Origin of the sequence: Kordia algicida OT-1 (assembly GCF_000154725.1) — a bacterium.
GTDB classification, from domain to species: Bacteria; Bacteroidota; Bacteroidia; order Flavobacteriales; family Flavobacteriaceae; genus Kordia; species Kordia algicida.
In genome coordinates, this window is sequence record NZ_DS544873.1 from 2,213,309 (window position 1) to 2,230,628 (window position 17,320).

Here is a 17,320-nt window from a genome sequence, read left to right on the forward strand (position 1 = left end):
TTAATCTTCTTCGGCAGTCACAGTACCAAGTTCGTTTTTCTTTACAAAGAGTTGTTGTCCAGCTTCTTTACTTATTTTTATAAAACTGATTTGCGGTTTTTCATCAAAACTGAGCTTTCCTTCTTTGTCATAACTTTCCATCATATTGTTTATGGTAAGATAGAATTCTTTAGCTTGCGCCTTTTTTACCCAAAAGCTTGTAATATAAATCATTCATGCAATACAATAGTTTTGGTTGGTTAATTTTTTAAAAATAGGAAAAATATTCTTAGCGCATGTTGAAGTCGTTTTATCACAATTAGATTCTTTTTTGTGATGAAGTATGAGTTTTGACTAGGATATTCCTTAGGATTCCAAGAAGAATTCATCCGAAAAACCGATGAGATATAGCTTTTCTTGTGCACGCGTTATAGCAGTATATAACCAACGCATGTATTCTTTTCCAACGCCATTTGGCAAGTATGGTTGCTCAATAAAAACCGTTTTCCATTGTCCACCTTGCGATTTGTGACAGGTAATTGCATAACTAAATTTTACCTGCAATGCATTGAAATATTTATTCCCTTTTACTTTTAAAAATTTCTTGTATTTGGAAGTTTCTTCTGCGTAATCGTTCATCACTTCTTGATACAAGCGATTTCCATCTTCATAAGATAATGCTGGAGTTTCCGCATGAATGGTATCGAGAAGCAACACCGTTTCTAGTGGTTTTTGATTTGGATAATCGACCATTCTTATCTTGACTTCCGCAAAGCGAAAACCATACAATTCTTTGATCGCAAAAATTTCCAATACTTCAATAATGTCACCATTGGCAATAAATCCTGCTTCGGAAGTTGGAGGCAACCAAAAGTAATTGTTTTTTACAACCATAAGGTAATCGCCTGAAGCTAATTCGTTCTCATTAAACAAGATACGACTTCGTATTTGCTGATTGTATATATTAGCTCTTTTGTTAGATCGAACAATGATTGCCATTTCTTCTTTTCCGCTATCGGAATATGAATCACTGATAGCATCTTGAATTTCGTAACCATCAATCAAACGGATAATATCTGGAAAATTGGAGAGTTGAAATTTATATTCCGCGTAAAATTCGTCGTGCAATTGTTCTCGTAAATTTGTGGCATTGACTAAAATTCCAGAATCAGCATCTTGTCGTACAACTTCATCTAATTCAATGAGTGTTACGTTTTTATTGTAATTCAATTCTAACGTACGTTCATCCAATGCTGGACTGATATCAAGTTTTACAGGTGGCAACTGCGCAGTATCTCCAATTAAAATGAGTTTGCATTTGTGTCCTGCATATACATATTGCATTAAATCGTCTAATAAAGAACCATTTTCAAATAATTTAGAATCAGTAGGCGAATCAGGAATCATAGATGCTTCATCCACAATAAAAATAGTGTCGCGATGCTTGTTTGGCTGCAATACAAAGTTTACACCACCGCCTTTGTCTTTTTTAGGAAAGTATATTTTTCGGTGTATTGTATGTGCTTGCCGCTTGGAATAGTTACTAATTACTTTTGCCGCACGACCTGTTGGCGCTAGTAAAACAGATTTCTTTTTGGTGTGCCACAAATGTGTAACCAACGTACCAATAGTTGTGGTTTTTCCTGTTCCTGCATATCCTTTTAAAAGGAATAAAGCATCTGGATCGTTACCAAAAATAAATTCGCAAAGTTTGTGTAAAACTACATCTTGTTTAAAAGTAACTTCATGTGGGAATTTACTTTTTAATAGTTTGTAAAATGTAGTTGCATCCATAAGTCTAGCTATTGTCGTCTTTTTACGCGATATTTACGAGCGAAAATAGAAAAGTAAATTGAATGAATTGGTATCATTTGATTTTTTATAAATATAACATGCTTTTTTTACGGAAATACTTTTACGATTAAAAAAAAATTGTAGATTTGCGTATATTGATGTTCTTAAAACAAAACTATTCTTAATAGAGATGAAACACTTAAAACAAAAATTCAATTTAGTCTTATCATTAGTAACCGCTTTCTTACTTCTTCCAGCTTTATCACTAGCGCAAAACGCTGATGTTGTTGAGAAGGGTTCATTCCAAGCACTAAAAACTCCAATCATTTTAGTGGTAGCCTTAATTGTAGCTATTGGACTTTTATTTTTGATTGAAAAAGTGGTTCCACGAAAGGTGAGACCTTTATTTTCAGTGATCTTTTTATTAGCATCTGTATTTTTCGGATATAAAATTTACAATTCAATTATGGCACCTGTTGAGTTCAGACAGGTAAAAGTAAAACGTTATACTGCCGTAATTAACAATTTAAAAGATATTAGAGACGCACAATTAGCGCACAAAACGATTAGAGGAGATTATGCAAAAGATTTCAACGCGCTTGAAAGCTTTATTGAAAATGCAGAGTTTGCCATTGTAGAAAAGAGAGATTCTAGTTACACAGAGTTTGACAAAGTATATAAGATTGACAAACTGAAAGAAGTTGTTATCATTGATACATTAAGCTTTAGAGCTGTAAAGGATTCGTTATTTAAAGGTTCAGATCGCTACAAGAAAATGAGATATGTACCGTATGCGAAAAATGAAAAAGAAACTTTTAAAATGAAAGTTGATTCTATCATTGTAAACGGATATACTGCTCCTGTATTTAAAGTTTCTGTAGATAAAGACGTTATTTTACACGATCAGAACAAAGATTTATTAATGCAAGAGAAACGAGTGGTTTCTGTTGATGAAGTAGACGGAAAAGAAATTTTTGTTGGATCACTAGAGAAAGTAAGTGATAGCGGAAACTGGCCAACAAGTTACGAGATTAATGACAAAAACAAGAAAAAATAAAGATACAGATCAATTAGATTTGCAAAAGTTGTCCATTCAGATCTCACTGAATGGACTTTCTTTTTGTATCCTAAATACAATTCACAACGAAATTACGGCACTGAAGCATTTTCATTTTGAACATGTGACCAATCCGTTGCAATTGGAAAAGGAAGTCATTGCAATTTTTGAACAGGAAGCATCGTTGCTAGATCAGTCGTTTGAGGCAGTTACAGTGAGTCACATCAACACCTTATCTACTTTTGTTCCAAAACCTTTATTTTCCGACAAAAACCTTGCCGATTATCTGAAATATAACAACAAGATTTTAGCAAACGATTATATTACGTTTGATGTTGTTGCGAATAATGATATGGTAAATGTGTATATTCCGTATGTAAATATCAACAACTTATTTTTTGAGAAATACGGCGCATTTCATTTTAAACATTTTGCAACTGTACTACTCGAAAATATTTTTCACTTGCCAAAAACATCTGAAGAAGCTACCGTTTACGTACACGTACAAAAGGAACAGTTTGAAATTGTAGTGATTCAACATAAGAAACTGTTGTTATACAATTCGTTTGAGTATTCAAGTTCCGAAGATTTCATTTATTATTTATTATTCACGCTTGAGCAATTACAATTGAACACAGATACCATTCAATTATATTTTCTAGGAGCAATTGATAAAGCAGACATTCTGTACACCGTAACGTATACGTATGTACGTCATGTTGACTTTTTAGATAAAAAGTATCCATTTGAATTTAGTACTGAAATAGAAACTGTAGAAAGTCATCATAATTTCACCTTGTTAACCAATTTTTAGATGCGTATTATTTCAGGAAAACATAAAGGAAGACGATTGACAGCTCCTAAAAAATTGCCAGTTCGTCCAACAACCGATTTAGCTAAAGAATCGTTGTTCAATATTTTAAACAATCATTATTACTTTCATGAAATTTCTGTGCTTGATCTTTTTGCAGGAACTGGAAATATAAGTTATGAATTTGCGTCACGCGGCACGGAAAATATCACTGCTGTAGATGGCGATTATGGTTGTGTGCGTTTTATCAAACAAACTGCCGCACTATTGGAACTTGACATTACCGCGATAAAAAGTGATGTGTATAAATTTCTAGATCGTACCAACATCCAATCGGATATTATTTTTGCAGATCCGCCGTATGCGTTTACGGAAGCTCAATTTACACAAATTGCCACTACCGTTTTTGAGAGAGATTTACTTTTGGAAGATGGTTTTTTAATTATAGAACACGCCAAAGAAACATCACTTGAACATGTTGCTAATTTTAGCTTTTCAAAAAGTTATGGTGGTTCTGTGTTTAGCTTTTTTGAACTTCCTGAAACAAACTCAGAATAATAATTCTGAATTCTGAATTCATAATTATGAATTAGAATTTTCGCAAAGCAGCCATTTTAATTGCGGCTACTGCGGCTTCTGTTCCTTTATTTCCATGTTTTCCACCAGAACGATCAATTGCTTGCTGTAAAGTATTATCTGTCAACACACAAAAAATTACAGGAATATCCGATTGCACATTTAAATCTTTAATTCCTTGTGCTGTAGCGGAACAAACAAAATCAAAATGTTTCGTTTCTCCTTGAATCACACTTCCAATAGCAATAATTGCATCTACTTTTTGCGTTTTTTGCATGTGTTTTGCTCCGTAGACCAATTCGTAGCTTCCTGGAACATTCCAACGAACAATATTATCTTCTACAACTCCATTCTCTAGTAGTGTAGCAATGGCACCTTCACAAAGTCCTTCTGTAATGTTCTCATTCCACTCAGAAACAACAATCCCAAATCGAAAATCTTTCGCATTTGGGATTGTAGCTTTATCATATGTTGATAAGTTTTTATTTACTGTCGCCATATATTATTTATTCAAGGCTTCTGCTTTTCCGATGTAAATATCTAAATTCTTTCCATCTGCAGTATTTTTAAAAGAAGCATATTCATTTTCAATTCTTTTAAAGTATTGCAATGCTTTTCCTGCTTCTCCTAAATCTAAAGCTGTAATTCCTGCTTTCAATAAGTAAATTGGAGTTGTCGCTTCGTTTGCACTATGTTGAAATGCTTTTTCATAATATTCTAAAGCTACTTTTGGCTGCTCTAATTGAACAAAGGCATCACCAATAGCTCCTTTAGCTTTTGCTCCAATGATAATATCATCAGATTCAAATTCTTGTAAATGTTCTACGGCTAATTCGTATTCGTTTAAATTTAAATATGCAATTCCAGCACTGTAATTAGCCAAGTTTGCTGCATTCGTTCCTGGATAATTTGCAATAATATTTAAATACCCAAACTTTCCTTCTCCTCCATTTAAGGCTAAAGTGAACAAAGAATCTCTTGTTGCAAGTCCGTTTACCATATCTTGACTCAAGTTGATATTAACTGCTTGATTAAAATATGAGTTTGCTTGAAAAACTTCGTTTGCAGCTTCTGCTTCTTTTGGAGCAGTAAATGCTTTACTATAAATTAAGTATCCGATAAGAATAATTGCAATTGCACCAATTCCGATAAAGATATACTTTTGATTTCCTGCTACCCACTCCTCCGTTTTGGACGCAGTTTCGTCTAAAGTATTAAAAACTTCTGCTGTTGTACTTTCAATTTCTTCAGCAGGAACTTCCTTCTCTTTCTCTACTTTGGTCTTTACTTTATATCCTCTTTTCTTGTAAGTTGCCATAAATTGTATATTAATGTGCGCAAAAATAAAATTTTTAAGTAGAATTAAAAGCTTATTTATTTGATATTTTTCAATAATTTGCATTTTTATTGTAATGATGCTCCTATTTTCATGTTTCTAAAGAAATTATCACTGATAAATTACAAGAATTTTGAAACGAATTCTTTTGATTTTAACCAAAAAATAAATTGTCTTGTCGGAAATAACGGCGTTGGAAAAACCAACGTGCTCGATGCTATTTATCACTTATCGTTTGGAAAGAGCTATTTTAATCCTGTAGCTTCCCAAAACATAAGACATGGAGAAGATTTTTTTGTGATTGATGGTTTGTATGAAAAAGCCGATCGTGACGAAAATATTATTTGTTCTTTGAAGAAAGGACAGAAAAAAATGGTGAAACGCAATGGAAAACCGTATGATAAACTATCAGAACATATAGGTTTTTTGCCTTTGGTGATTATTTCACCTGCCGATCGCGATTTGATTATTGAAGGAAGCGACACGCGTAGAAAGTTTATGGACAGTGTCATTTCACAATCCAACAAAAAGTATTTGCACAACCTCATCAACTATAACAAAGTACTTTCGCAGCGAAATTCATTGCTAAAGTATTTTGCTTTAAACAGTACGTTTGATGGCGATACGTTGAGTATTTACAACGATCAATTACACGAGTTTGGTTCACAAATTTACGCGGAGCGCAGCGCGTTTTTAGATGCTTTCTTGCCAATTTTTATGACGCGATACAATGCCATTTCTAACGAAAAAGAAATTGTTAATATCAGTTACAAAAGTCAGTTACATGAAAAAGATTTTCGATCTTTGCTGGAAGAAAGTCTGGCAAAAGACAAAGTATTGCAATACACAAGCGTAGGAACTCATAAAGATGATTTATTGTTTACTATTGAAACCTATCCAATTAAAAAATTTGGGAGTCAGGGACAACAAAAATCATTTTTAATTGCGTTAAAACTAGCACAATTTGATTTTATCAAACAATTAGCAAATGTGACTCCTATCCTACTCTTGGATGATATTTTTGATAAATTGGATGAAGATCGTGTAGCGCAAATCATGGCGTTAGTCAACAATGAAGATTTCGGACAAATTTTTATCAGCGATACGCATGTAGAACGCACAGAAAGTATTGTAAAAGAAATTCATCAATCGTACGAAATTTTTAAATTATAATTATTTTGAAAAAAAGACACACCGAACATAGAACCATTAGCGAAGTTTTGAAAGATTTTGTTTCCGAACATCGACTGGAAGATGGTTTGGACAAAATTGACGCACGTGATGCTTGGATTAAAATTATGGGAAGTGGCGTAAACACGTATACAACAAATGTTATCTTAAAAAATGATACACTTTATGTTTCCTTATCTTCTGCGGTATTGCGTGAAGAATTGAGTTATGGAAAAGAAAAAATCATTCGCTTGCTTAATGAAAGTCTTGGAAAAGAATTGATTCAAAATTTGGTATTACGCTAAAACGCTAACAATCCATTTCAAAATTAAAAACATGAAGAAAATAACACTTTTATTCTTTAGTATTTTAATCTACGTTACAACACTAAACAGTCAAAATCTACTACAAAGTTTGTACAGTTTAGAACAGTTTCCTGCTGAAATGGACAAAAGTAAAAATTTCATTAAAGAAGCTACAGATGGAATTTTGATGTACGATTTTATTGCGAGCAACGGCAATTATCAATTCAATAAAAAAGCCAAAGAAGCTGTTGTTTTTAAGTTGCCTTTACAAGATGATTTTTCGCTTCACTTCTTCAATCCAAAATCAAAAGAAGCCTATAATGAAGTAGCTATTTACATCATATATACTTTTAATTATTTAGAGTATTTTGATAAATTCGAATTGAATGAAGATACCTTTTCTTTAAGTTCACTGTTTGATCTTGCAACGAGATATTCCAATTTTGACGAATATCAATTGGTGCATGAAATGTTAGCAAATTTTAACCCTGGATTGGATTATAACACAAGACGAATCTTATTCTTTGAAGAAGCCGCAAAAGCCGTTCAACTTGAAGAAATTCCGAATTTTAAAGAAGTAGTAAGTCCTGAAGATCTGGAAGAAATGTCTTCGAAAGAAGTAGAAGAAATGATGCTAGACGAAATTCTTGATGCTGCTGATTCAGAAAATATCATACCACAACTTTTCAATCATTTTATACTTGACACGGAAAGTGAGCAAAAAACCAAGCAACGTATTTTTAAACTATTCAATGACCAAAATATTTTAGAAGAAACTGAACAAAAAATTCTTCAACCTAAGATAAATATTGAGTTTTCTAAAGAGTGTTTTCTGAGCTTTCCTAAAAATATGCTGCAACTGATTGACAGAAACGATCATTTATTTCGAGTAAAATCGCTCAACATTGCGGTAGATTTCAAGAATAAACGACTCATAATAGATTTTATCGGGAAAAACTACACAGATATTACCATCAACAATGCTGATTATAAAGGTAAAAAAGTTAAAGATGAAATTGTTAGAACCAAACAATTACGAATAGTTGTTGAAAATACGAAAACAGAATTTCAAATATTTAAACAAAATACTATGAAAGCTATTCCTTATACAATTCCATTGAAACAGTGATAAAATGTTTTACTTTTTTTGTAGACTAGCTTGTATGATTAGATTCACTTTGTTCTATTCAAAAATTCAAAAAACAAGTGTCTTTTTTCCGAGAAAAGAAGCAAATAAAATTTGCTATAATTTAAAATCAGTCAACTTAACATTTTTTTTAAAAAACACAACAGCTCCTTTTTTTGTGTTAAATATAACGAATTGTGATAAATACGTGTTTTAATTAAAAAAATGTAGCTTTTTACAACATTTATTAAAGTAAAAACCTTAAAAAAAGTATGCGAAAGTTTGAATTCATGTATAAAAAAACATGGTAATATTGGGGTATAACCAAAACAAATCTTATACCATGAAAAAAAATCTCAAATTAATTTACGTACTATTATTAGTATTCGTTACTGCTTGTTCTACGGACAGTATTACATCTTCTGATGAAGAAATTTTGCTTGAAAAGAAAGGTGACCAAACAGAAGTTATTTCTGGCGAATACATTATAATATTCAAAAAAGGTGCTGATTCTAAAACGAGTTATTTTGCAACAAAAAGAGGCAAAACTCCAGAATTAACAAGAATTCAGAACTTTTACAAAACAAAAGCATTGGAAGCTCTTAAACTAATTGGAAAAGGTGAAGGCAATTTAGGGTATGTCTACACTGGTGCAATTCAGGGTTTTCATGCAAAAGATTTATCTAGTGACGATGTAAAAATCCTATCTAGTATTGAAAGCATTGATTACATTGAACCAAATCGCACTGTTTTTAGTGATTTGCCACAACCAAAAAATCCTCAAGGAGTAAAATTACCAACAGGTAATGATATTATTGGAAAATCAGATACTGTGCTACCAAGTGGAGACTTCTTACCATGGGGGGTAGATTACACAGGTAGAGGAAATAATGCGGGTACAAATAGATATGTATTTGTAATTGATACAGGAATTGCGCCACATTCAGATTTAACGATCGATTCTGGTTTATCAGAAAGTTTCTATCCTGGAGAAGACTGGGTTGACAGAAACGGTCACGGTACACACGTAGCAGGAACTATTGGTGCAAAAGCTAATGGATCTGGTGTTATCGGTGTAGCGTACGGATCTACATTAGTAGCTGTAAAAGTTTTAGGAGGAACACAAGGAACTGGTTCTGACGCAGGAATTCTTGCAGGTGTTGATTACACGTATAACAACTCTATTGCAGGTGACGTATTTAACTATTCAGTTGGTTACAGAACAAGACGTACAAGCACAGCTATTGACAATGCGTTTACGACATTAGATAATAAAATTTACGGAGCTTTAGCCGCTGGAAATAGTAATGACAATACTTTATATTACTCTCCACAACGTTTACAAACTAGCCGTACTTGGATGGTTGGAAATCTTACAAGAAGCATTACACCAAATGGTAGTTCTTGTTATGGTGCATCTGTTGACAGATGGGCGCCAGGTACTGATGTATGGTCAACTTGGTTAAACGGTAATTACAACAGAATTTCTGGAACTTCTATGGCGTCTCCACACGTTGCTGGAATACTTGCCGTTCGAGGAAACAACTCTGTTGGAACACAAGGAAATACAACTAAAAACGGATTTACAGCTCCAAATGCTAAAAAATAAGTTGATAAACTTTTATCATTTCATCTGATAAAATTCCAAAAAGTCTCAGGCAAGGTAATCTTCTTGTCTGAGATTTTTTAAATCCTTGAATTGAGCGAAGCAAATAAAAAAAAGCCTCAACCAAACGATTGAAGCTTCTCAATATGAAAATATTGTTTTATTTCCTTAAAAAATCTCTCTCCCTGCAAAGTGAAAAGCACCTTCAATAGCTGCATTCTCGTCACTATCAGATCCGTGAACTGCATTTTCTCCAATAGAAGTTGCATATAAATTTCTAATAGTTCCTTCTGCTGCTTCCGCTGGATTTGTCGCTCCGATTAACGTTCTAAAATCGCTTACTGCATTTTCTTTTTCTAAAATTGCGGCAACAATTGGTCCTCTTGTCATAAATTCTACCAATTCTCCAAAGAAAGGTCTTTCGTTGTGAACTGCATAAAATTCTTCTGCATCACGCTTGCTTAATTGCGTTAACTTCATTGCAACGATTTTAAATCCTGAAGCAGTAATTTTTTCTAAAATAGCTCCGATGTGTCCATTTTCAACAGCATCAGGCTTAATCATGGTAAAAGTTCTTTTTCCAGCCATTACGGTATGTATAATTTGTTATAAGTTCTTTTTTGTAAAATCATCGTTGATTTTCGGTGCAAAAGTACACAAATACAATTTATTTGCAAGGCTAATTTAGTATATTAGCCAGCTATGAAATGAGAAGTCTGAAAATCTTCCCTATTTTTTGAGCATTTACAATTGAATTACAGAACAAAAACGCATGAACGAAGTTGAGATACAAGGCGTAAAAACGCTGTTACAAACACCACAAAAAATTGTCATCATTCCACATAAAAATCCAGATGGCGATGCTATTGGTGCTACGCTTGCGCTTTGGCATTACTTGAAAAAGCAACAACATGACGCCGTTATTATAGCGCCAAATGATTATCCAGAATTTTTAAAATGGATGCCTGGCGAAAGTGATATTGTAAAGTTTGATTATGAAAAAGATCGTGCCACAACATTATTAGAAGCTGCCAATGTTATCTTTACGTTAGATTTTAATGATTTAAGCAGAATTGGCGATATGGAAACAGTTGTCGCGGCTTGCAAAGCTACTTTTGTGATGATTGACCATCATCAGCAACCTTCTGATTATGCAAAGTTTATGTATTCGGATACGAGCATGAGTTCTACTTGTGAAATGATTTATAATTTTATTTCCTTTTTGGGTGATGAAAATAGGATTACTCCAGAAATGGCTTCGTGCATGTACACCGGAATTATGACCGATACGGGATCATTCCGCTTTAAAGCGACCACAAGTACCACACACAGAATTATTGCCAATTTGATAGATAAAGGTGCTGAAAATGCAGCAATTCACAATGCTATATACGATACCAATAGTTTGAGTCGTTTACAATTATTAGGTTGTGCGTTGAAAAATTTGGTCGTTTTAGAAACATACAATACTGTGTATATTACCATAAGCAAAGATGAATTGACACGTTACGATTTTAAAAAAGGTGATACAGAAGGTTTTGTAAATTATGGTTTATCATTAAAAGGCATTAAATTTGCTGCAATTTTTATAGAAAACATGCAAGAACCGTATGTAAAAATGTCATTGCGATCGAAAGGTAATTTTTCTGTGAATGAATTTGCTCGTACGCATTTTAATGGCGGCGGACATACAAACGCAGCAGGAGGAAGAAGCGACGATACTATGGAAGCAACAATAGATCGCTTTACGAAAATTTTAACTGCATACAAAGAAGAATTAAGTTAGACTATGTTGAAAAGAATTGTGTTCTTAGGTATAATAATTGCAACGCTTGTTTCCTGTGCTCAAAAAGAAGCTCGGAAACCTGTTAACATTCGTTCCGGTACTTTTTTAAAAGAATCTGTAGAACGAAATAAAGCACTTGTAGCAAAAGAAGAAGCAATGATTCAAAAGTATATTCAACGAGATTCCGCAAATACATACTTAGCTTCTAAAAACGGATTCTGGTATTTTTATAATACCAAAGCGCCTGATGAAGAAACTTATCTTCCACAAAAAGGAGATACACTAACTTACGAATTTGATGCCGCTAAAATTGCAGGAAATACCATTTATAAAAAAGAAGAATTTGGCATTCAAGAATATGTCGTAGACAAACAACAAGTCATTCCAGGATTGCGTTTTGGCTTACAACTTATGAAAAAAGGAGAAACAGTTACATTCCTTTTTCCTTCACATATTGCTTACGGATATCACGGAGATAATAAAAAGATAGGAACCAATATTCCAATCAAATCAACAATAACCCTACTTGACATTAAAAAAGACAACAAAAACCTAGAAACAGAAAATTAAAATGAAATTATTTACAACAACAATCACACTATTTCTTGCGATTATTACTTTAGGATTTACTTCATGTAAAAGCGCCAACAACCAAGATTTAGAAGATGGGCTTTACGCAGAAATAAAAACAACAAAAGGTACCATGCTTGCAAAATTATTCTATAAGCAAGTACCTGTAACAGTAGCAAACTTTGTTGGTTTGGCAGAAGGAACACATCCAAAATTAGCAGACTCTTTACAAGGAAAGCCATACTATAATGATATTATTTTTCACAGAGTTATGGATAAATTTATGATTCAAACTGGTGACCAAACAGGAACTGGGCGAGGAAATCCAGGATTTCGCTTTATGAGCGAATTAGACCCGAATTTAAAACATGACAAACCAGGAATGTTATCTATGGCAAATTCTGGAGGATTAAATACTAATGGAAGTCAGTTTTTCATCACAGAAGTTCCTTACCCAAGCTTAGATGCTTTTGATGCCAGCGGAAACTTAAAACCTTGCGATCAACCAAGAGTAAGCTGTCACGCAGTATTTGGTGAATTAGTTAAAGGATTGGAAGTTCAAGACAGTATTTCAAACGTTGCCGTATCTAAAGATCGTGCTACACTAAACAAACCTTTAGAAGACATTAAAATCACTGAAATCAACATCATCCGTAAAGGTTCGGATGCAAAAGCATTTGATGCAGCAAAAGTTTTCAATGAAAAAGAAGCTGGACTTCCTGCAAGACATGAAAAACTAAAAGAAGAACAACTAGAAAAGCAAAAAGAAAGAGCTAAAAAAGCTGCAGAAAGCTTTAAAGAAGCTAACAAAGACTTAGGTGAATTTTACGAATCGCCAACAGGAATCGTAATGGTTACTACCGAAAAAGGTTCTGGTGTACAACCAAACTCAGCAGACAAAGTAATGGTAAACTGTGCAGGTTATTTAGATAACGGTAAATTATTCTACACAACTTACAAAGAGCTAGCACAAAAAGAAGGTATTTACAACGAAGTAGCTGACGAACGCGGATTTTACGCACCTTTCCCAAGTGTTTACAACCAAAGTGCAACACTTGTTCCTGGATTTAAAGAAGCATTATTACGTATGAAAGTTGGTGAAAAAGCAAAAGTTTTCATTCCTTCTCACTTAGGATATGGTTCAAGACCAAACGGACCAATTCCAGCAAACTCAAACTTAATTTTTGATATCGAAATTGTAAAAATTGCAGATAAATAAATTTTAAAAAATCATATATATAAAAGACTCTTTTTATCATAAAAGGGTCTTTTTTTTATGCGCAAGTGTTAACTTCTATCATTTGCTTTAAAACATTAGTTAGCGGAAAGTATCACAAAAAACTAATTTTCAGTAAATTACATCCTAAGAACGAAAGTTTCATTAAAAAAGGGGCTTTTTCACCGGGAAAAACACGGTAAAGATTCTATCTATTTTCCTGTTTTGAGATTCTATTGACTGAATGATATTTGCAACGAAACAAAAATAAATATCACATGAAAAAACAAATCAAAACTTTAGGATTAAAAAAGCAAACAGTTTCTTCATTAGAAGCTAGGTTATTAAAGGGTGGAGCGCCAACTACAATGACTATGTGGGATTATTGCGCAAGTCAATTAGTGTGCGAACCATTACCTCCACAACAACCTGAACCGGGAACAAATCCGTCATATTCCAACTGTGACAATTGTGGAAAAAGTTGGTTGAGATGCTAAAAAACATCAAATAAATTCCAAGTACACATTAAAAGCCTCTTTATATACAAAAGGGGCTTTTTCACAAGTGTAAACACGGTTTTTAATACCTTTATTTTCCTGTTTTATGATTTTTTGTACTGAATGATATTTGCATCGTAATAATTAAAAAACAATAATCATGAAAAAACAAAAAATCTCACTTTCATTACGTAAACAAAAAATTTCTTCATTAGACACGCAAGATGTAAAAGGCGGAATGTTTACCACTGATTTTATTAAAACCATCAGAGTTGACTGCCGATTTACAAAAAATACAGATTGCGGTCAGTTTACTTGTAATCTTGACACGATTACACCAGAATGTTTGGCAAGTAGAGTCGGATTATGCTAAGAGATTAAAGTATTGCTGTAAAAAAAGAGGCTATCTAAAAAGTGTATTGAAGCGTCATTCTGGACCTGATCCAGAATCTCATCATATTGACTTTCAAATGTTATGAGAAACCGAATCAAGTTCGGTTTGACGAAGTCTGTACTTTTTAGACAGTCTCTTTACTATTACAAAAAAACTTATATTATTTCTTCGGAATATTCTTCAAAATTTCCAATACATATTTCCAATATTTTTGAGCAGAAGAAATACTTGCGCGCTCGTCTGGCGAATGTGCTCCACGAATGTTTGGACCAAAACTAATCATTTCCATGTCTGGATAATTGGTTCCTAAAATTCCACATTCCAATCCTGCGTGGCAAGCGGCTACATGCGGTTCTTCACCGTTGTTCAATTCTTTATACAAATTCACCATTACTGGCAAAATTGAAGCATTCATATTTGGTTCCCAGCCAGGATATGATCCTGAAAATTCAACTTCGCAACCTGAAAGTTCAAACGTAGCTCGTAATTTTGTTGCTAAATCCATTTTTCCACTTTCTACGGAAGAACGAGTTAAGCAACCCACTTTAATTTCGCCATCTTTTACAATAACACGTGCAATATTATTTGACGTTTCAACCAAATCTTCAATGTCTGGACTCATTCGGTATACGCCGTTGTGCGCAGCGTATAGTGAACGCGTAATTCCTTCTTGCACGCCCAATTCCATCACGCCTTTTGGAGTTTCTGTAGTTGTAATTTCAATTTCCAATTCTGCTTCAATCGTAGCAAATTCTTTTTTAATCGTATCAATCTGTGTTTGCATTTCAAACGCAAACGCTTCTTGGTGTACTTTATCAACAACAACTGTCGCGACACTTTCTCTAGGAATTGCGTTACGCAAACTTCCACCATTAATTTCAGCAATACGTAATCCGAAGTTTTCAAAACCATCAAACAGCAAACGATTCATCAACACATTTGCGTTTCCAAATCCTTTGTGAATATCCATTCCGCTGTGTCCGCCTTGCAAACCGCTAATTTCAATTGTGTACGCTACACTAGCTGCTGGAGTTTCTTCCACAACATACGAACGTGTTGCAGTAACATCAATTCCTCCCGCACAACCAATTCCGATTTCATCATCTTCTTCCGTATCAAGGTTTAGCAAAATTTCACCTTCCAACAATCCGCCTTTCAATCCCATAGCGCCTGTCATTCCGGTTTCTTCATCAATAGTAAATAAGGCTTCAATGGCTGGATGTGCAATATCGTCACTTTCCAGCACTGCCATAATTGTCGCAACCCCAAGTCCGTTATCGGCTCCTAAAGTTGTTCCTTTTGCTTTTACCCAATCTCCATCTACAAACATTTCAATTCCTTGCGTATCAAAGTCAAATTCGGTATCAGAATTCTTTTGGTGTACCATATCTAAATGCGATTGCATCACAATGGCTTTTCGGTCTTCCATTCCAGCTGTTGCAGGTTTTTTCACGATCACGTTTCCAACTCCATCAACGAAGGTTTCCAACCCTAAATCTTCTCCAAATTTCTTCATAAAAGCAATCACGCGTTCTTCTTTTTTTGAAGGTCTTGGTACTGCATTTAGATCTGCGAATTTATTCCAAAGTTTTTTAGGTTCTAAAGTTCTAATTTCTTGACTCATGCTATTTTATTTGTAGATTGTATTAATTGTTTTGCAAAGGTAAATGTTTGCTCTGAAAATTGCTTGTTTTTTAGCGAAATACCTTGCAATCTATTTCTAATTAACAAAAATATGACGTCATTTTAGAAATAGTGATTTAGTTTTTTTACATTAGCTACAAATCATTTTCCCGAATGATGTTCAAATGTATTGTTTATGACCAAGAGAACAAAAGTTTTAATTGCCTTATCCTTTCCCTTACAATTTATTCTTATCAAGATACTTGGCAATTACCCTGAATTTATTGAGACGTATTACAGCAACGGATTGTATCCGTATGTTTCCAAACTTTTTAGAATTGTCTTTGGATGGATTCCGTTTTCAATAGGAGACATTTTTTATACCATTGCAGGAATCTTAATCATTCGTTACATTTATAAAAATTACCGTTTGGTTCGTAAAGAATACAAGCGAATTCTACTTGATATATACATTACCATTACAGTTGCATATTTTGCTTTTCACTTACTTTGGGGAATGAATTATTACCGACTGCCTTTATATAAATCGCTTGAATTAGATCGTAAATACACCACCGAAGAATTGGTCAATTTTACCGAAAGAGCCATCGCGAAAGCAAACAGCATTCAATATCAAATTACACAAAACGATACTATAAAAGTAAAAGTTCCTTATAAAAGCAGCGAGATTTTCGAAAAAACCATGAATGGTTATGAAAATTTTAGCGCAAAACAACCACAATTTGAATTCTCACATCGCAGCTTAAAAACCTCTATTTATAGCGGATTTTTAACCACAATGGGTTTTAGTGGATATATCAATCCCTTTACCAACGAAGCACAAATTAATGGTAGAATTCCTGTGTATAAATTTCCTGTTACGGCAAGTCACGAAAAAGCACATCAAATTGGATATTCAGCAGAAAACGAAGCTAATTTCATCGGTTGTATGGCTGCGTTTTACAACGACGACATTTACTTTCAATACGGCGCTTATAATTTTATGGTGTGGCATTGCTTAAAAGAAGTACACAACCGAGACAAAGACGAATACGAACGCTTAAAACTCACCTTAAACTCAGGAATTCAGAAGAATTACGATGAAGTTCGTGCATTTTGGACATCACACAAAAATCCGCTAAAACCGATGTTCAAATTTACATTCGATCAATTTTTAAAAGCAAACAATCAATCTGGTGGAATATTAAGTTACAGTTACGTGGTTTCCTTGCTGGTAAACTATGACAAAAAACATACGCTTGTTCCGTAACGCACGAAAACCTTCTTTTTTTCGTTAAAACACTATGAATAAAGTATTTCTTTTTCTTTTGTGTTTGGTTGTTTTCGCTTGCGCAGATTCGTCTCAACAGCAAACAAAAGTTGCTACTACTACAGTAACTTCCGCAAAAGCGACGACGATTTCCATTGTTCCAAATTCGATAGATGCTACAGTGTTAGACATCAACTTTACGCC

19 protein-coding genes are annotated in these 17,320 nt (G+C 33.7%); 13 read left to right on the forward strand and 6 right to left on the reverse strand.

The features are described from left to right. Both KAOT1_RS09460 and KAOT1_RS09465 read right to left on the reverse strand, forming a co-directional pair. A complete protein-coding gene (locus KAOT1_RS09460) occupies positions 1-213 on the reverse strand; it encodes a hypothetical protein (RefSeq protein ID WP_007094566.1) in 213 nt (70 codons plus the stop codon). 132 nt (positions 214-345) lie between these two features. Beyond that, positions 346-1,773, reverse strand: a complete 1,428-nt coding sequence (locus KAOT1_RS09465) for an ATP-dependent DNA helicase (protein ID WP_007094567.1) — start codon at positions 1,771-1,773, stop codon at positions 346-348. Positions 1,774-1,963: 190 nt separating this feature from the next. Here KAOT1_RS09465 and KAOT1_RS09470 point away from each other — a divergent pair, with 190 nt between their 5' ends. The 3 genes from KAOT1_RS09470 to KAOT1_RS09480 are packed head-to-tail and all read left to right on the forward strand — an operon-like array spanning position 1,964 to position 4,199. Then, the gene (locus KAOT1_RS09470; RefSeq protein WP_007094568.1) at positions 1,964-2,830 is read left to right on the forward strand and encodes a hypothetical protein; all 867 of its coding nucleotides are present in this window, start codon (positions 1,964-1,966) and stop codon (positions 2,828-2,830) included. Continuing rightward, positions 2,808-3,644 carry a DUF3822 family protein gene (locus KAOT1_RS09475; RefSeq protein WP_007094569.1) on the forward strand — a complete coding sequence of 279 codons (837 nt, stop codon included), beginning with the start codon at positions 2,808-2,810 and terminating at the stop codon, positions 3,642-3,644. Before KAOT1_RS09470 ends, KAOT1_RS09475 begins: the two co-directional genes overlap by 23 nt. Next, positions 3,645-4,199, forward strand: a complete 555-nt coding sequence (locus KAOT1_RS09480; RefSeq protein ID WP_007094570.1) for an RsmD family RNA methyltransferase — start codon at positions 3,645-3,647, stop codon at positions 4,197-4,199. Positions 4,200-4,230: 31 nt separating this feature from the next. Here the strand turns inward: KAOT1_RS09480 and ribH are convergent, their stop codons facing one another. Both ribH and KAOT1_RS09490 read right to left on the reverse strand, forming a co-directional pair. Next, a complete protein-coding gene (gene ribH, locus KAOT1_RS09485; protein WP_007094571.1) occupies positions 4,231-4,716 on the reverse strand; it encodes a 6,7-dimethyl-8-ribityllumazine synthase in 486 nt (161 codons plus the stop codon). Positions 4,717-4,719: 3 nt separating this feature from the next. Further along, positions 4,720-5,535 carry a tetratricopeptide repeat protein gene (locus KAOT1_RS09490; protein WP_040559450.1) on the reverse strand — a complete coding sequence of 272 codons (816 nt, stop codon included), beginning with the start codon at positions 5,533-5,535 and terminating at the stop codon, positions 4,720-4,722. Positions 5,536-5,646: 111 nt separating this feature from the next. On the opposite strand from KAOT1_RS09490, the gene recF reads away from it, so the two are divergent. From recF to KAOT1_RS09515, 4 genes are all read left to right on the forward strand, one after another. Further along, positions 5,647-6,726 carry a DNA replication/repair protein RecF gene (gene recF, locus KAOT1_RS09495; protein WP_040559451.1) on the forward strand — a complete coding sequence of 360 codons (1,080 nt, stop codon included), beginning with the start codon at positions 5,647-5,649 and terminating at the stop codon, positions 6,724-6,726. A 5-nt stretch (positions 6,727-6,731) separates the two neighbouring features. Continuing rightward, the gene (locus KAOT1_RS09500; RefSeq protein WP_007094574.1) at positions 6,732-7,028 is read left to right on the forward strand and encodes a DUF721 domain-containing protein; all 297 of its coding nucleotides are present in this window, start codon (positions 6,732-6,734) and stop codon (positions 7,026-7,028) included. A gap of 31 nt (positions 7,029-7,059) precedes the next feature. Then, complete coding sequence (locus tag KAOT1_RS09505) at positions 7,060-8,157, forward strand: hypothetical protein (protein WP_007094575.1); 1,098 nt, start codon at positions 7,060-7,062, stop codon at positions 8,155-8,157. Positions 8,158-8,497: 340 nt separating this feature from the next. Then, positions 8,498-9,763: a S8 family serine peptidase gene (locus tag KAOT1_RS09515; protein WP_007094576.1), complete on the forward strand. Its 1,266-nt coding sequence runs from the start codon at positions 8,498-8,500 to the stop codon at positions 9,761-9,763. A gap of 165 nt (positions 9,764-9,928) precedes the next feature. Here the strand turns inward: KAOT1_RS09515 and KAOT1_RS09520 are convergent, their stop codons facing one another. Beyond that, positions 9,929-10,348 carry a nucleoside-diphosphate kinase gene (locus tag KAOT1_RS09520; protein WP_007094577.1) on the reverse strand — a complete coding sequence of 140 codons (420 nt, stop codon included), beginning with the start codon at positions 10,346-10,348 and terminating at the stop codon, positions 9,929-9,931. 184 nt (positions 10,349-10,532) lie between these two features. Between KAOT1_RS09520 and KAOT1_RS09525 the strand changes: the two genes are divergently transcribed. From KAOT1_RS09525 to KAOT1_RS09545, 5 genes are all read left to right on the forward strand, one after another. Then, positions 10,533-11,546: a DHH family phosphoesterase gene (locus tag KAOT1_RS09525; protein ID WP_007094578.1), complete on the forward strand. Its 1,014-nt coding sequence runs from the start codon at positions 10,533-10,535 to the stop codon at positions 11,544-11,546. A gap of 3 nt (positions 11,547-11,549) precedes the next feature. Next, the gene (gene gldI / locus KAOT1_RS09530; protein ID WP_007094579.1) at positions 11,550-12,116 is read left to right on the forward strand and encodes a gliding motility-associated peptidyl-prolyl isomerase GldI; all 567 of its coding nucleotides are present in this window, start codon (positions 11,550-11,552) and stop codon (positions 12,114-12,116) included. A gap of 1 nt (position 12,117) precedes the next feature. After that, positions 12,118-13,335 (forward strand): peptidylprolyl isomerase, encoded by a 1,218-nt coding sequence (locus tag KAOT1_RS09535; RefSeq protein ID WP_007094580.1) that lies wholly within the window; start codon positions 12,118-12,120, stop codon positions 13,333-13,335. A 275-nt stretch (positions 13,336-13,610) separates the two neighbouring features. Next, the gene (locus tag KAOT1_RS09540) at positions 13,611-13,829 is read left to right on the forward strand and encodes a hypothetical protein (RefSeq protein WP_007094581.1); all 219 of its coding nucleotides are present in this window, start codon (positions 13,611-13,613) and stop codon (positions 13,827-13,829) included. A gap of 160 nt (positions 13,830-13,989) precedes the next feature. Next, the gene (locus KAOT1_RS09545; RefSeq protein WP_007094582.1) at positions 13,990-14,202 is read left to right on the forward strand and encodes a hypothetical protein; all 213 of its coding nucleotides are present in this window, start codon (positions 13,990-13,992) and stop codon (positions 14,200-14,202) included. 181 nt (positions 14,203-14,383) lie between these two features. On the opposite strand, the gene KAOT1_RS09550 is transcribed toward KAOT1_RS09545, so the two are convergent. Continuing rightward, positions 14,384-15,847, reverse strand: coding sequence for an aminoacyl-histidine dipeptidase (locus KAOT1_RS09550; RefSeq protein ID WP_007094583.1), 1,464 nt, complete (start codon positions 15,845-15,847; stop codon positions 14,384-14,386). A 195-nt stretch (positions 15,848-16,042) separates the two neighbouring features. Between KAOT1_RS09550 and KAOT1_RS09555 the strand changes: the two genes are divergently transcribed. Further along, positions 16,043-17,116, forward strand: a complete 1,074-nt coding sequence (locus tag KAOT1_RS09555) for a DUF3810 domain-containing protein (protein ID WP_007094584.1) — start codon at positions 16,043-16,045, stop codon at positions 17,114-17,116. Positions 17,117-17,320 lie beyond the last annotated feature (204 nt).

Excerpts from the sequence above, each read along its gene's own strand:
- KAOT1_RS09460 (WP_007094566.1), bottom strand. The coding sequence starts at position 213 with ATGATTTATATTACAAGCTTTTGGGTAAAAAAGGCGCAAGCTAAAGAA.
- KAOT1_RS09525 (WP_007094578.1), top strand. The coding sequence starts at position 10,533 with ATGAACGAAGTTGAGATACAAGGCGTAAAAACGCTGTTACAAACACCA.
- ribH (WP_007094571.1), bottom strand. The coding sequence starts at position 4,716 with ATGGCGACAGTAAATAAAAACTTATCAACATATGATAAAGCTACAATC.
- KAOT1_RS09535 (WP_007094580.1), top strand. The coding sequence starts at position 12,118 with ATGAAATTATTTACAACAACAATCACACTATTTCTTGCGATTATTACT.
- KAOT1_RS09550 (WP_007094583.1), bottom strand. The coding sequence starts at position 15,847 with ATGAGTCAAGAAATTAGAACTTTAGAACCTAAAAAACTTTGGAATAAA.
- KAOT1_RS09470 (WP_007094568.1), top strand. The coding sequence starts at position 1,964 with ATGAAACACTTAAAACAAAAATTCAATTTAGTCTTATCATTAGTAACC.
- recF (WP_040559451.1), top strand. The coding sequence starts at position 5,647 with ATGTTTCTAAAGAAATTATCACTGATAAATTACAAGAATTTTGAAACG.
- KAOT1_RS09490 (WP_040559450.1), bottom strand. The coding sequence starts at position 5,535 with ATGGCAACTTACAAGAAAAGAGGATATAAAGTAAAGACCAAAGTAGAG.
- KAOT1_RS09555 (WP_007094584.1), top strand. The coding sequence starts at position 16,043 with ATGACCAAGAGAACAAAAGTTTTAATTGCCTTATCCTTTCCCTTACAA.
- KAOT1_RS09480 (WP_007094570.1), top strand. The coding sequence starts at position 3,645 with ATGCGTATTATTTCAGGAAAACATAAAGGAAGACGATTGACAGCTCCT.
- KAOT1_RS09475 (WP_007094569.1), top strand. The coding sequence starts at position 2,808 with ATGACAAAAACAAGAAAAAATAAAGATACAGATCAATTAGATTTGCAA.
- KAOT1_RS09540 (WP_007094581.1), top strand. The coding sequence starts at position 13,611 with ATGAAAAAACAAATCAAAACTTTAGGATTAAAAAAGCAAACAGTTTCT.
- KAOT1_RS09505 (WP_007094575.1), top strand. The coding sequence starts at position 7,060 with ATGAAGAAAATAACACTTTTATTCTTTAGTATTTTAATCTACGTTACA.
- KAOT1_RS09545 (WP_007094582.1), top strand. The coding sequence starts at position 13,990 with ATGAAAAAACAAAAAATCTCACTTTCATTACGTAAACAAAAAATTTCT.
- KAOT1_RS09515 (WP_007094576.1), top strand. The coding sequence starts at position 8,498 with ATGAAAAAAAATCTCAAATTAATTTACGTACTATTATTAGTATTCGTT.
- KAOT1_RS09520 (WP_007094577.1), bottom strand. The coding sequence starts at position 10,348 with ATGGCTGGAAAAAGAACTTTTACCATGATTAAGCCTGATGCTGTTGAA.
- gldI (WP_007094579.1), top strand. The coding sequence starts at position 11,550 with ATGTTGAAAAGAATTGTGTTCTTAGGTATAATAATTGCAACGCTTGTT.
- KAOT1_RS09465 (WP_007094567.1), bottom strand. The coding sequence starts at position 1,773 with ATGGATGCAACTACATTTTACAAACTATTAAAAAGTAAATTCCCACAT.